Annotated in this window: 12 protein-coding genes; all 12 read right to left on the bottom strand. The window is 68.0% G+C overall.

The genetic code is table 11. The features are described from left to right. Positions 1 to 31 precede the first annotated feature (31 nt). Entirely contained in the window at positions 32 to 1,048 is a 1,017-nt protein-coding gene (locus ABD655_RS16010) for a cyclase family protein (RefSeq protein ID WP_344715492.1), read from the bottom strand. Beyond that, the gene (locus ABD655_RS16005) at positions 1,045 to 2,019 is read right to left on the bottom strand and encodes a fumarylacetoacetate hydrolase family protein (protein ID WP_344715489.1); all 975 of its coding nucleotides are present in this window, start codon (positions 2,017 to 2,019) and stop codon (positions 1,045 to 1,047) included. Before ABD655_RS16005 ends, ABD655_RS16010 begins: the two co-directional genes overlap by 4 nt. A 75-nt stretch (positions 2,020 to 2,094) precedes the next feature. Continuing rightward, positions 2,095 to 3,105, bottom strand: a complete 1,011-nt coding sequence (locus tag ABD655_RS16000; RefSeq protein ID WP_344715487.1) for a VOC family protein — start codon at positions 3,103 to 3,105, stop codon at positions 2,095 to 2,097. 158 nt (positions 3,106 to 3,263) lie between these two features. Beyond that, a complete protein-coding gene (locus ABD655_RS15995) occupies positions 3,264 to 4,490 on the bottom strand; it encodes an ABC transporter substrate-binding protein (RefSeq protein WP_344715485.1) in 1,227 nt (408 codons plus the stop codon). After that, positions 4,487 to 5,518: a branched-chain amino acid ABC transporter permease gene (locus tag ABD655_RS15990; RefSeq protein WP_344715482.1), complete on the bottom strand. Its 1,032-nt coding sequence runs from the start codon at positions 5,516 to 5,518 to the stop codon at positions 4,487 to 4,489. Before ABD655_RS15990 ends, ABD655_RS15995 begins: the two co-directional genes overlap by 4 nt. Further along, on the bottom strand, positions 5,515 to 6,396 hold the full coding sequence (locus ABD655_RS15985) for a branched-chain amino acid ABC transporter permease (RefSeq protein WP_344715479.1): 882 nt from the start codon (positions 6,394 to 6,396) through the stop codon (positions 5,515 to 5,517). Before ABD655_RS15985 ends, ABD655_RS15990 begins: the two co-directional genes overlap by 4 nt. Then, entirely contained in the window at positions 6,393 to 7,145 is a 753-nt protein-coding gene (locus tag ABD655_RS15980) for an ABC transporter ATP-binding protein (protein ID WP_344715477.1), read from the bottom strand. Before ABD655_RS15980 ends, ABD655_RS15985 begins: the two co-directional genes overlap by 4 nt. Continuing rightward, positions 7,142 to 7,933 carry an ABC transporter ATP-binding protein gene (locus tag ABD655_RS15975; protein WP_344715475.1) on the bottom strand — a complete coding sequence of 264 codons (792 nt, stop codon included), beginning with the start codon at positions 7,931 to 7,933 and terminating at the stop codon, positions 7,142 to 7,144. The genes ABD655_RS15980 and ABD655_RS15975 overlap by 4 nt, the downstream gene beginning before the upstream one ends. Before the next feature lie 106 nt (positions 7,934 to 8,039). Further along, positions 8,040 to 8,999 (bottom strand): LysR family transcriptional regulator, encoded by a 960-nt coding sequence (locus ABD655_RS15970; protein WP_344715472.1) that lies wholly within the window; start codon positions 8,997 to 8,999, stop codon positions 8,040 to 8,042. Positions 9,000 to 9,144: 145 nt separating this feature from the next. Further along, positions 9,145 to 10,605, bottom strand: a complete 1,461-nt coding sequence (locus ABD655_RS15965; protein WP_344715470.1) for an aldehyde dehydrogenase family protein — start codon at positions 10,603 to 10,605, stop codon at positions 9,145 to 9,147. Positions 10,606 to 10,659: 54 nt separating this feature from the next. Next, positions 10,660 to 11,604 carry a LysR substrate-binding domain-containing protein gene (locus ABD655_RS15960; protein ID WP_344715468.1) on the bottom strand — a complete coding sequence of 315 codons (945 nt, stop codon included), beginning with the start codon at positions 11,602 to 11,604 and terminating at the stop codon, positions 10,660 to 10,662. Positions 11,605 to 11,667: 63 nt separating this feature from the next. Next, entirely contained in the window at positions 11,668 to 13,005 is a 1,338-nt protein-coding gene (locus ABD655_RS15955) for an MFS transporter (protein ID WP_344715466.1), read from the bottom strand. Between the last annotated feature and the right edge of the window lie 27 nt (positions 13,006 to 13,032).

Here is a 13,032-nt window from a genome sequence, read left to right as displayed (position 1 = left end):
AACCTCTCTGTTCCGGGTTGAGTGGAGATGGCTAGAGCAGGGCGACAGGGTTGATCGGTGATCCCACGGCGCCGGTGATGGGCAGCGGGGGCGCGGAGAGGAGGAACTCCCACCGGGCGAACTCCGCGCACGCGTCGGCGAGCTCGTCGAGATTCCACATCTCGCCGATCGTCAGACCCATGTTGGGGATGACGATCTGGTGCAGCGGCTGGAACGCCGGGGCATCGAATTCGTTCGGCCGGACTTCGAAACCCCACGTGTCGGTGGCGATCGCGGCGATCTCGGTGCGATGCAGCCAGCCCGCCGTCGTCAGCGAGAGTCCGGGTGCCGGGCCGCCCGCGTACTCGCCCCAGCCCTCGCGGCGTGCGCGTGCGTAACGACCGGTCCGCACGAGCACGATGTCACCGCGGCCGACGGCGCTCGAGGGTCCCTGCGCGGCGATGCACGCCTCGAGCTCGGGCGTCGTGATGGCGTAGCCGTCGGGCAGCTCGCCGGTGTCGGGGGAAAGGTGACGACCGAGGTCGAGGAGGACTCCCCGCGAGACGATGACGTCCCGCGCGTGCTCGATGCCCGTCACCAGGTCGCCCTCACTCGTGACCACGTCGCCCGCTCGCCGTCCGTTCCACGCGTTGCCGTGGTCGAAGATGTGCCCGAGCCCATCCCACTGCGTGGAGCACTGGAGCGGCATGGTGATGTAGTCATCGGCCCCGCCGATGCCGTGCGGGAACCCCTGGGTGCCGCGTTCGGCATCCGTCCCGGTGTCGGTCATCGTGTGGATGGGGTTGATGCGGCGGCGCCATCCCTTCTGGGGGCCGTCGGTGTCGAAGCTCTGCGCCAGAGAGATCACCCGGCCACGCGTGACCAGCCCCGCGGCCGCGGCGCGCTTGTCGTCGTCGATGAAGTTGAGCGTGCCGATCGCATCGTCCTCGCCCCAGCGTCCCCAGTTGCGGTAGGCCTCGGCGCGCAGGCCGATCTCAGCCTCGGGATCCTGGCGGTCCAGGTCGCCAGGGTCCTCGGAGGGCTCGAGGGCCGACCGGTCGACGGTCATCGGACGCTTCCGTCCGCAACGCACCGCACGACCTGGGCCCCGAGCCCCTGAATGGTGCCGGTCATGACGTCACCGTCGCGGAGGAACCGCTTCCAGTGCTGGCCGTTGCCGGCCGGGCTTCCGGTCAGCAGCAGGTCGCCGGGATTCAGCGGCGCAGTCTGGGATGCCGTGGACACGAGCGAGGGAACGTCGAAGATGAGCTCGGCGGTCGTGGCGTCCTGCATGACCTCGCCGTTCAGCTTCAGCACGACCCGCAGATCGGTCGGGTCGACGAAGGGAGCAGGGACGAGGAACCGTCCGGTCGGAAGGAAGCCGGGCGCGTTCTTGGCCCGGTACCAATCCGCCCCGATGTCGCCGACATCGGTCGGGAAGAGAAGGTCGCGCGTGGTGATGTCGTTCACGATCGTGTACCCGGCGACGTGGTCCATCGCGTGTTCGCGGTCGACCTGGAACGCCCGGCGCCCGATGACCACCGCCAGCTCCAGCTCCCAGTCATGGGTCTCGCTGTATCCCGGCAGCACGAGAGGGACAGCATCCCCCACGACGCACTGCGGCAGGCCCACGAAGAAGAACGGGCGTCCGCTGGCTGCCCGCGCATCCATGATCTTCTCCGCGTGCGCGCGGGTCTCTTCGGGGGTGCGGGTGGAGTCGCCCTTGGTCAGGCCCCCCATGATCAGCTGGATGACGTGCGTGCGATAGTTCGCGCCCGCCTGCAGCACCTCGCGGGGCTCGACCGGGGCGGCGAGCGACACGTCGTCCAGGGAACGCCACGGGCCCTCCGTCACGGCGAGGTCCCCCAGCCGGTCCCAGTCGGGATCGGCGAGGAAGGAGTTCAGGTCTTCCGCGCCCAGGTCGGCGGGAGTGAGCGCTCGGATGCGCTCACCGGCGACCAGACCCAGAACGGTGCGTCCCCCGTCGTCGAAACGTGCGAGCGCGAAGGGGGCCTCGAGGCCTGCGGTCATGGTGGTCATCGTTCACTCCTCTGCCGATCCGTGGTGCGGGCCGGGCGGTGCGATCGGCGACACCGCCCGGCCCGGTCTGTGGGCTCAGCCGTGCTGAGTGTAGGGGTTGAGCAGAGCGGCGCGGATCTCCTCCGGAACGCCCTCCTCGGTCGCGGACGGGCCGTCGGCCGGGGGGAAGGACTCCGTCATGGACATGGGCATCGCGCTGTTGCGGTAGATGTTGCTGGAACCCAGCGACGGCTTCCACGTGTTCGGCGTCCAGTCCGGCACGTAGTTGCGGTAGCCGCCCGTGTTGATCTCGATGCGCATCGTCGACGGCTCGCGGTAGTAGAGGAACGTCTGCTCGCCGATCCCGTGGATGGACGGCCCGTACTCGATGGCGACATCGTTCTCCATGAGCGTGTCGGCGGCGATCAGCAGCTCTTCGTAGGTGTCGACCCAGAAGGCGTAGTGGTTGACGCGACCGGCGCGCGACGAGCCGTCGAGCACGACCCCGAGGTCGTGGGACTTCTCGTTGGTGGTGAGCACCGAGAAGACCGAGATGGGGGCCTCGTCCAGGACGGTCCGCGCCATGATGCGGAAGCCGAGGACCTCGTTGTACCACTGGGCGAATCCGTCGACGTCGCTGGCCGCGATCGTGACGTGGTCGAGCTGGCGGGGTGCGCCGGCGACCTTGCTGCGCTTCTCGGGGCGATCGGGGAACACCGAGGCGGTGGTGCCCGAGGCCTGGTGGCGTTCGACATCCCAGTGCAGGGTCATCCGGTGACCCCACGGGCCCACGAACCGCAGCGCGCGACCGACCTTGTGGCCGTCGAACCACTCGACGTCCACGCCCGCGGCTTCGAGGCGCGTGGCGGCCTCTGCGAGCGCTTCGGCGCTCGAGGTGCGCCACGCCATGGTCTCGAGGGATGGCTCGTCGCCGGCCACGACGACGACGCTGTAGGAGTAGTAGTCGCCCCAGCAGCGCAGGTAGACACGGCCGTCGACCCGGTCGACCTCGGTCAGGCCCACCTGCGTCGTGTAGAACTCGACGGATGCCTCGACATCGGGTGACGTGATCGTCACGTAGGACAGGTGGGAGAGAAGCTTGATCATCTTCGATCCTTTCGATGCAGAGTGCGGTTGCCTGTCTTCAACTGTCCCGGTTGACGGGGCATAAGGAAACCGGTGAGTGCCTATGGCTTCCATCACTGATGCTTATGACGACAGACGGGCGCGCGGCATTCGCCGCGCGCCCGTCTGAGGAGGATCGACTACTTGACGATGCCGAGTTCCCTGACATCGACGATGTCGGCCTCGGGCTGCCAGCTCGCCCCGTCGAACCGATTGAGCTCGAACTGGAACACGATGCGTCCGAACGGACCGGAGTCGAAGCTGATGCCGGGGAGCGTCAGCGGGTTCTCCAGACCCGACAGGGAATCCCACGCCGCAGCGAATCCTTCGCTGTCGAGCGTCTCGGCCTGCTTGAGGGCACCGACGATCGCCGCACCCATCCCGTAGCCGCTGATCGCCAGCGAGTCGCCGATCCCGGCCTCATGGCCCTGAGCGGTCATGGCGTCGGCGTAGGCGAGGTAGCGCTCGTCGTCGGCGAAGCGGGGGTCGGAGGGATCCATGTACCACTTGAAGGCGTACGCTCCCTCGACCGCCTCGGGACCCGCCTGATTGATGGCTGCTGTGAAGTCCGACGTCGTGGACCCCAGCATCAGCGTCGGCTTCCAGCCGATCTGGTGGATGTATCCCAGCAGCGCACCGACGGTCGGGGCGCCGATGTTGACGACGAGGGTATCCACGCCGGCGGCCTGGAACTGGCTGACCTGGGCGCTGAGGTCGGAGGTGCCGGGCGCGACAAGTGCCTGCTCGGCGGGAACGATTCCCCCGGCGGCGAGTCCAGCGAGCTGACTCTCGCTCAGGTCATTGTTGAAGCCCACGTATCCGACGACGGCGTTGGGGTTCTGTTCGGCGATCCACTGTGCCTGGAGTTCGCCTTCCCACGCGACATCGGGCCAGAAGGCCCGCTGCAGCGGGTAGTTCTCGACGTCGCCGAGCGGGCTGTTGGCGGCCAGCGAAACACCGGCGACACCCTTCTGCTTGAGGTAGTCGCGGCCGGCGATCGAGATGCCCCCGAAGTTCACGACGAGGATCGCGCCGTCCTTCTCGACGAATTTGCGCTGATTCTCGACCAGGCGGGCCGGGTCGTACGCGTCGTCGGCGGTCACCAGTTCGATGGGGTGACCGTTGACTCCGCCGGCCTCATTGGTCTCTTCGATGTACGTCTCAAGACCGGTCAGACCCGGTGCGACCGAACCGGCCGGACCACTCTGAGGCCAGCTGACGCCGACGACGATCGGGGTGGTGTCCTTGCCCGCGCCGTCGCTTGACGGCGCATCGCCTCCGCGAGCGGTGCAGGCGGATAGCACGAGGGTGGCGGCGCCGAGCAGCGCGAGGGTCGTCAGCGTGCCGCGACGGATGGATTTCGTCATGGGGTCTCCTGTGGGTTGCGGTGGGTGGGCAGGGGTGGGGGTGATTCGGCGGTGCGCGCCCGCCAGATTGATCGGTACAGGCGGCTGATCAGGCCGGCGATCCCGCCAGGGGCGACGATGATGCAGACGCCGAGCACGATGGCGAAGATCAGCTGAGCCAGGTACGCCGAGGTGTCGCCGGGCACCGCCTCGCTGAACCAGGTCGGGAGGTAGACGATGACGGCCGCACCGATGATGGCGCCCCACCACGAGCGGCTGCCGCCGACGACGGAGGCGACCAGCAGCGTGATGGAGAAGACGAGCGGATAGGACTCCGGCACGACCAGACCGAGGACGAAGGCGTAGAGCGCGCCGCCGAGCCCTGCGATCGCCGAGCTGATCACGAACACGGCCAGCTTGAGCCTGTCAGCGTTCACTCCCATGGACGACGCCAGGATCGGGGACGCCCGCACGGCGCTCAGGGCCCGGCCGGTGCGACCCGCGACGATGCCGCGGAGGACGATCACGCAGATCAGCAGCACCACGAGGATGACCAGATATGCCCACTGCGCGTCGGTCAGAGCGTCGGTGGGGGAGATCAACCCGGCGCCGCTGAGGGTGATGCCGGCCTGCCCGCCGGTGAAGTCGGAGAACCGGTAGAGCAGGATCGGGAAGAGCGCCGCGATGACGATGGTCAGAAGCCCGAGGTTGAAGCCGCCGAGGCGAACGCCGGGCAGACCGATGACGACGCCGAGAAGCGTGCACAGGGCGACGGCGCCGAGGGTCGCGAGGCCGACGGGCCACTCCAGGTAGCGCATGAGCATCATCGCGGCGTAGCCGCCGACCCCGAAGATCGCGCCCTGGCCCAGGCTGATCTGTCCGGAGAACCCCATCAGGAGGTTGAGGCTCATGACGCCGATGGCGACGGCGAGCACACGGCTCATCGCGAAGAGGTCGTAGTCGGTGACGAGGAAGGGCATGATGATCGCGACCGCGATAGCCACTGCCGCGATGCCGCGCGGCAGCCAGGTCCGTAGTGAGCCGATCATGCGCGCACCGCGCTTTCGCGTCCGAGCAGTCCGGCTGGTTTCAGCAGAACCACGACGATCACCACGGCGAATGCCAGCAGCACATTGAGGTCTCCGCCCAAACCTGGGACGTAGCGACCGCCCAAGGCGGCCAGCACGCCGATGATCAGGCCGCCGAGGACGACACCGACCCGGCTGGTGATTCCGCCGAGGTTGGTTGCGGCCAGCGCCATCAGCAGCGGCACCGTCATCATGGCGGGCGACAAGCCCAGCGTGGGGGCGGCCACAACACCGGCGATCGTGCCGACTCCGCTGGCGACCGCCCACCCCGTGGCCAGCCACAGTCCTCCGGAGAGGCCCAGCAGCGCGGCCGACGATTGATTCTGCGCGACGGCGCGAAGGCGCAGGCCGAAGTTCGTTCGTGTGAGGACGAGTGCCATCGCGGCCATCGCGCCACCGACCAGCAGGACTCCCGCCACCTGCTGGCTGGTCAGCCGGAGCCCGGCGAAATGGAATACCCAGGTCCCGAAGAGCGGCGGGAAGCGACGCGGGTCGGTTCCCCAGATCATGCTGACCACGGCACTCACGCCCAACAGGAGGGTGACGCCGAGGGTGGTCAACGCGGTCTGGTTCCGGCGATCCACCCAGCGCACGACGAAGAAGTAGATCGCGGCCCCCACCGCGGCCGACACGACGATCGCGATCGGAATCGCAAGCCACAGAGGAAGCCCGAGAACCAGCGCGGTGTAGGAGATGTAGGCGGCAAGCACGGCCATCTCACCCTGGGCGAGGTTGAGCATCCCCGTCCCCTGGAAGATCACACTCAGGGCCAGGGCGAGAGCCGCGTAGACGAGCCCGGTCATCAGCCCGTCGAGCGTGATCTGGATGAACTCGATCATGCCGACTCCTCCTTCTGGCCTGTGGTCGACGATGCGGCCCCGAGGTAATGCGCCTGGAGGGCGTCGGTCGAGTGGTATTCGGCGGCCGGGCCGTCGTGCACGACGCGCCCGCGACTCAGCAGAACTGCGCGATCGGCGACAGCGAGCGAGAGTCGTGCGTTCTGCTCCGCGAGGAGGATCGTGAGGTCCCATTCGGCGCGCAGGGCGGCGAATTGGGAGAACAGTTCCTTGGTCGTCAGGGGCGCCAGACCGAGCGACGGCTCGTCGACGAGCAGGAGGCGAGGGCGTGCCAGCAGCGCCCGGGCAACCGCGAGCATCTGCGCCTGCCCGCCGGACAGTGCGCCCGCGGGCCGCCGTCGGAACTCCGCCAGCACGGGGAACGAGCGGAAGATCCGCGCCAGGTCGCCCGCGGTGTCGGATCGCCGCGCGGCCGGCCGGGCGACGCTGCCGAGGCGGAGATTCTCTTCGACGGTGAAGTCCGAGAAGGTGCCGCGTCCTTCCGGAACATGCCCCACCCCCAGACGCGCGATCTGGGGTGTGCGCAATCGTGCGATGTCCGCGCCCGCGAACGTGCGTGTGCCGCGCACGGTGATGGTCCGGCTGATCGCTCGCAGCAGCGAGGTCTTGCCGGCGCCGTTCGGCCCGAGAACGGCCACGATGCTGCCCTCCTCGACATCGAGGTCGATGCCGTGCAGCACCTCGACCTTCCCGTATGCGGCGGTGACGCCGCGCAGACTCAACAGGTTCACGCCGCCTCGACCTCCACATCGCTGCCCAGGTAGGCCGCGACGACCGCCGGGTTCTTCTGAATCTCATCCGGGCCGCCGACGGCCAGGAGCCGGCCGGCGTCGAGCACGGCGATCGTGGTGGCGTAGCGCATCACGAGGGCGACATCGTGCTCGACCAGCACACAGGTCATTCCGGTCTCCTCGCCGTGCGCGACGACGAGGTCCATGAGCGAATTCGCCTCCTGCTCGCTCAGTCCGGCCGCCGGCTCATCGAGCATGAGCAGCCGCGGACGAGCGATGAGCGCGCGTGCGATCTCGACTCGGCGCCGGTCGCCGTGCGCGAGGGCGCCGGCCGGAATCGACGCAAGGGCACCCAGGCCGACGCGCTCGATGATCTCCAGAGCCCATTCACGTGCGGTCCGTTCCTCACGGCGTGCCCGAGGAGGGGCCCAGAGCGGCGTGAAGAGACCGGCGCGGGTGCGGGTGTAGGAGCCGAGCATCACGTTCGTGAGCACGTCGTCGGCGTCCAGCAGCAGCGGAGTCTGAAACGTGCGGGCGATGCCCGCATCGGACCGCCGGAACGCGCGCATGCCGTCGAGCACTTCGCCGTCGAGGGCGATCGATCCCTCGTGGCGGTAGATGCCGCTGACGCAGTTGAACAGCGTGGTCTTTCCCGCTCCGTTGGGTCCGATCACCGCGCTGACACCCCCGCGCGGAATGTCGAAGGTCACGCGGTCCAGGGCGCGCACGCCCAGAAAGCCGATCCCGACGTCCGTGAGTCGGAGCGCCGGTGCAGACGATGTCGTCATCGAGAACTCCTTCGTTCACTGTCCATGACAGCCGATGCGCGCGCATCACGAAAGATGAACCTGCTTATGCCGTACATCAATCGCGGTGATACCCCGCGCAATCGCGTCAGGCCGTGGCGGAGTCCTGCGCAGCCAGCCCTCGGCGGACGATGAGATCCCGGGCCGCCTCGGCGAAGAGGTTGCGCATCCAGGCGTGCTCCGGGTCGCGGTTGTGCACCGGATGCCACCAGAGCGCGTTGAGCACAGGGGTGGCGTCGAAGGGAGGGTCGTAGAGCCGGATTCCGCCTCCGCTGAGAGCGACCGCGGCAAGGCCGGACTGGATCAGGCCAAGACGATCCGTACCGGCGATGAAGTGAGGCAACGCGAGGAAGCTCTCGACGATGGCGTCGACGCGCGGTTCGACGCCGAGCTGCTGGAGCTGACGACTCGCAGACGTGAAGGCCGTTTGCGACTGGTAAGTGAAGACCCAGTGCGACTCGGCCATCATCTCCATGGTCACGCCCGCCGCCGCGCGTTCATTCGTCTCCGAGGCCATGATCAGCCAGTGATCCTTGCCCAGGTCGACGTGGGGCAGATCGGAGAGGAACCCGTGCGGGATGAGCAGTCCATCCACGGACCGCAGCCGCGTGTCCACTTCGTCGATCACGGTCGGATTGTGCAGCTTGAACCGGAACCGCACACCGGGCGCGCGCTCAGCAGCCCATGCCATGGCTGCCGCGCCGACGGTGGCGAAGGCGTAGTCGGAGCCGTACACCGAGAACTCGCGGGTGGACGCTTCCGGCGACCAATTCGCCTGGATCTCGAAGATCCTCCGCGCGGATTCCAGCGCCGTGGAGGTGTGGTCGGCCAGACGCACAGCGAGCGCCGTCAGCTCGTAGCTGTTGCCGCGCCGCACGAGCAGCGGGTCGCCGAAGTGCGTGCGCAGACGCGCGAGCGACGCGCTCAGAGCCGGCTGGCTCAGATGCAGCCGCTCGGCCGCCTTCGTGACGCTCCGCTCGGTGAGGAGGGCATCGAGCGCCACCAGGAGATTCAGGTCGAGGCGCGACAGCTTGGGGCGATCGGTCATGGGGCTCTCCGCGAGTGAGTATCAGTCACATCTATGTAGCGGCCAGCTAACCATGCTTTTCCTGATCCGACGTGCGTTGTTCGCGCTGGCTGATCAACGGCGCCCGCCGGATGCGGGATTGGACCCGCATCCGGCACCGCGAGGATCAGAACGGGTAGCGCTCGACCGCGCTCTGCATCGTGATCCACTGCGTCTCGGTGAAGGTATCGAGGTTGGCCTGCGGACCGCCGAAACGACCGCCGACGCCTGACGCCTTCGTTCCCCCGAACGGGATCACGGCTTCGTCATCGACCGTCGCGTCGTTGATGTGGACCGCGCCCGATTCGATGCGGTCGGACAGCTCATAGGCGGCGTAGGGGTTCGACGTGATGATCGACACCGACAGCCCGTACTCGGAGGAGTTGATGACGTCGATCGCCTCATCGATGTCGTCGTAGATCTGCACCGGCGCGACCGGGCCGAAGATCTCCTCGGTCCAGGCGGGGTTTTCCACGGCGACGTTCGTGAGGACGGTGGGGCGGTAGTACAGGCCGTCGTACTCACCGCCGGCGGCGAGGGTGGCGCCGTGCTCGACCGCTGCCAGAACGTATCCGTGCACGCGATCACGCTGGCTCTCATCGATGATGGGTCCGAGCGGCAGACCCTGGGCGGGGTCGCCCACGGGGATCCCGTTCGCCTTCTGGGAGAGTGCGGCGATGTACTCCTCGGCGATCGAACGGTGCACCAGGTGACGACCCGTCGTCATGCAGATCTGCCCCTGGTGCAGGAACGACCCCCAGGCGCCGACGGATGCCGCGGCCTGCACATCGGCGTCGGGCAGCACGAGCATGGCATTGTTGCCGCCCAGCTCGAGGTGCACGCGCTTGAGCAGCGGGGCCGCTGCGGCCCCGATCTTGCGCCCGGCCCGCGTCGAGCCGGTGAACGAGATGCACGGCACACCCGGGTGCGTGACGAGCGCGGCACCCAGTTCGCCTCCGCCGGGCAGGACATGCAGCACGCCCTCCGGGAGTCCTGCCTCTTCGAACAGAGCGGCAAGTGCGAGGCCGCCCGAGATCGATGTGCGCGGATCCGGCTTGAGGATCACGGCGTTGCCGACGGCCAGAGCAGGGGCGACCGAGCGCATCGACAGGATCGCCGGGAAGTTGAACGGGGAGATGACGCCGACCACGCCGAGCGGCACGCGCCGCGCGATCGATGTGCGGTCCTTCACGCTGCGCAGCAGTTCGCCATAGGGGTGAGAAGCCAACGCCGCCGCCTCTTGCAGCTCGGAGACGACGAGGCCGACCTCGAACGCGGCCTTACCCTGACCCGAACCGCTCTCGGGGATCAGGACGTCCGCCAGGCGGGCCGGGTCGGACTCCAGCAGTTGTGCTGCCTTGAGCATCACGGCAGCGCGAACGGCGTAGGAGAGCTTCGACCAGCTCTTCTGCGCGGCGGTGGCCGAGACGACGGCACGGTCGAGGTCGGTGGTGTCCGCCTGAGCGATCGTCGCCAGCGCCGCGCCCGTGCCAGGGGCGGAGACCACGATCGGCTCCGCAGCGCCGGCGCGCCAGCCGTCCGAGAACAGCGTGTGGTGCCACAGGGGAGTGATGGTGTCGATTGTCATGATGTTCCGTTCTTCATCGCGGGTGGAGGGCATGCCATGTGGAGGGGAGCAGCTTCAGGACACGTACCGGGAGCCATCGCGCACGATCATGTCGCGCAGTGCGCGGGCGGGTCGGCTGAGTGTGGCCGACGCGCGCCACGCGACGACCACGTCGACCGGATCGACGATCCCGTCGGGGAGGTCGCGCGTGACGACCGCGAGGCCCTCGTGGCTCAGAGGCGAGCGCGGCCGCTGCATCGTGATCGACCAGCCGAGGCCGCGGCCCACCATGGACCGGACGGTCTCGAAGTTCTCGGACGAGTACCGCACCTCGGGCGGCGTGATGCCGGTCGTGCGCCAGATCCGGGTGAAATGAGCGTCGCTCGTCTGCGATTGCAGGGCGACGTAGGGTTCCCGCGCCAGACGCGCCAGGTCGACATCGACCAGGGGATCGGCGGCCCAGTGCCCGGCGGGCAGCAGGACCCCGACGCGCAGCTGCCCCAGCGCGGTCTTCTCGAGATCGTCGCTCAGCCCGATGTCGTAGGACAGCAGCAGATCGATCCGGCCGGTCTGCGCGTCGGTCTCGAGCCGATCGGAGTGGTCCTCGTTGAACCGCACGCGCACAGCGGGATGATCGACGAGGAATGTGTGGATGATCGTGGGCAGCATCGTCGGCCCCATGCTCGGAAAGCACCCGACGGCGACGGATCCGCGCAGTTCGCCGCCGACGCCCACCTCATCGACGAGACGGGATGCCGCGGCGAGCACGGCGCGCGCGTGCGGGAGGAGGGACTCTCCCAACGGGGTGAGCGCCGCACCGTGCGCACGGCGGCGGATCAGCAGTTCGGTGCCGAGCAGTTTCTCCAGCTGCGTGAGTGAGAGGGAGACGGCTGTCGGAGAGACGTAGAGCAGCTCCGCGGCCGCGGTCACCGAACCCTCTTCGGCCGTAGTGACGAAGTACTGCAGTTGGCGAAGGCTGAAGTCCGCTGCGCCGAGCGCAGCGCGGCCGCTGGTGGTCATCCTGCCCCTCCTTCGCTTCTATGGTGGTGCCGTTCCGGGGACGGCACCACCATAGGGTCTGTCTCAGTGCTCTGACGACCGCGCTGTGGTGACGGTCTCGTCGATCTCGACGTGGCGACTCTCCTTCGTGAAGACGGCGAGCACGACGGCGCTGATCACGCAGCCACCGATGAGGAACCAGATCACGCCGGTGATCTCGCCACCAGAGGCAGCGAAGATGCTTGCGACGATCACCGGTGTGAAACCGGCACCCAGCAGCGCGGCGAGCTGGTAGCCGAGAGATGCCCCGGTGTAGCGCGAGGTCGTTGCGAAGTTCTCGGCGAGGAATGCCGCCATGGGCCCGAACGTCATGCTCTGCAGGAGGGACAGCGCGACGAGGAACACGCCGAACACCATCCACGTGGTTCCGCTTGCCAGCGCCCAGAACAGGGGGAAGGCCAGCAATGCCATTCCGACGTAGCCGCCGAGCATGACGGGTCGACGGCCGACCCGGTCCGACAGGGCGGCGAACGCCGGGATGGCGAACGCGGCGAACAGCTGCGAGAAGGCGAACGCCCAGAGGACGACCTCGCGGGAGATCCCCGACCCGACGGCGAATGTGACGCCGAAGGTCGAGAACAATGCCTGGATGACGAACGCGCCCATGCCGACAAGACCGACGACGACCAGGACGCGCGGCCGCTGCAAGACCTTCGCGATGGGCGTGCTGCGGGTCAGCGCCTTCTTCTCTTCGGCGGCCTTCAACGCTGCGATGAAGATGGGGCTCTCCGCCACCTGCGCGCGGATGTACAGACCCACCACGAGCAGCACCACCGAGAACAGGAAGGGCACTCGCCAGCCCCAGGCCAGGAACTGGTCCTCAGGAAGCATCGCGAACAGTGCCAGGGCCGCGGTGCCGAGGAACGCGCCGGCGGGTCCGCCGGCGTTGGCGAACGACGCGGCGAAGCCGCGACGGGATCCCTTGGCGTGCTCGAGCGACATCAACGCCGCGCCGCCCCACTCCCCGCCGATCGCGATGCCCTGGACCAGACGCAGCGTGAGCAGGAGGAACGCCCCCCAGACCGGCACGGCGGGGACGAGGCCGATCAGGACGGATGCGACGCCCATGACCGTCATCGAGACCATCAGCATCTTCTTGCGTCCGATTTTGTCGCCGAAGTGGCCGAAGATGAGCCCGCCGAGCGGCCGGGACACGTACCCGGCGGCGAACGTCAAGTACGACGCGACCATGCCGAGCAGCGGATCGAGCGTGGAGAAGAAGACCGGCACGAATACGGTCGCGGTCGCGGTCGCGTACAGGATGAAGTCGTAGAACTCGATCGTCGAGCCGAAGAAGCTCGAAATGAGCACCTTCCGGAGCTGAGTCTGATCACCCTGCGGCGGGGCGGCGGATTGCGTCATCTGGGACATTGTCTCTCTCTTCGTTGA

It is taken from the genome of Microbacterium terregens (assembly GCF_039534975.1).
GTDB classification, from domain to species: domain Bacteria; phylum Actinomycetota; class Actinomycetes; order Actinomycetales; family Microbacteriaceae; genus Microbacterium; species Microbacterium terregens.
This window is presented reverse-complemented; position numbering and strand designations above follow the sequence as displayed.

Excerpts from the sequence above, each read along its gene's own strand:
- ABD655_RS16010 (WP_344715492.1), bottom strand. The coding sequence starts at position 1,048 with ATGACCGTCGACCGGTCGGCCCTCGAGCCCTCCGAGGACCCTGGCGAC.
- ABD655_RS16005 (WP_344715489.1), bottom strand. The coding sequence starts at position 2,019 with ATGACCACCATGACCGCAGGCCTCGAGGCCCCCTTCGCGCTCGCACGT.
- ABD655_RS16000 (WP_344715487.1), bottom strand. The coding sequence starts at position 3,105 with ATGATCAAGCTTCTCTCCCACCTGTCCTACGTGACGATCACGTCACCC.
- ABD655_RS15995 (WP_344715485.1), bottom strand. The coding sequence starts at position 4,490 with ATGACGAAATCCATCCGTCGCGGCACGCTGACGACCCTCGCGCTGCTC.
- ABD655_RS15990 (WP_344715482.1), bottom strand. The coding sequence starts at position 5,518 with ATGATCGGCTCACTACGGACCTGGCTGCCGCGCGGCATCGCGGCAGTG.
- ABD655_RS15985 (WP_344715479.1), bottom strand. The coding sequence starts at position 6,396 with ATGATCGAGTTCATCCAGATCACGCTCGACGGGCTGATGACCGGGCTC.
- ABD655_RS15975 (WP_344715475.1), bottom strand. The coding sequence starts at position 7,933 with ATGACGACATCGTCTGCACCGGCGCTCCGACTCACGGACGTCGGGATC.
- ABD655_RS15970 (WP_344715472.1), bottom strand. The coding sequence starts at position 8,999 with ATGACCGATCGCCCCAAGCTGTCGCGCCTCGACCTGAATCTCCTGGTG.
- ABD655_RS15965 (WP_344715470.1), bottom strand. The coding sequence starts at position 10,605 with ATGACAATCGACACCATCACTCCCCTGTGGCACCACACGCTGTTCTCG.
- ABD655_RS15960 (WP_344715468.1), bottom strand. The coding sequence starts at position 11,604 with ATGACCACCAGCGGCCGCGCTGCGCTCGGCGCAGCGGACTTCAGCCTT.
- ABD655_RS15955 (WP_344715466.1), bottom strand. The coding sequence starts at position 13,005 with ATGACGCAATCCGCCGCCCCGCCGCAGGGTGATCAGACTCAGCTCCGG.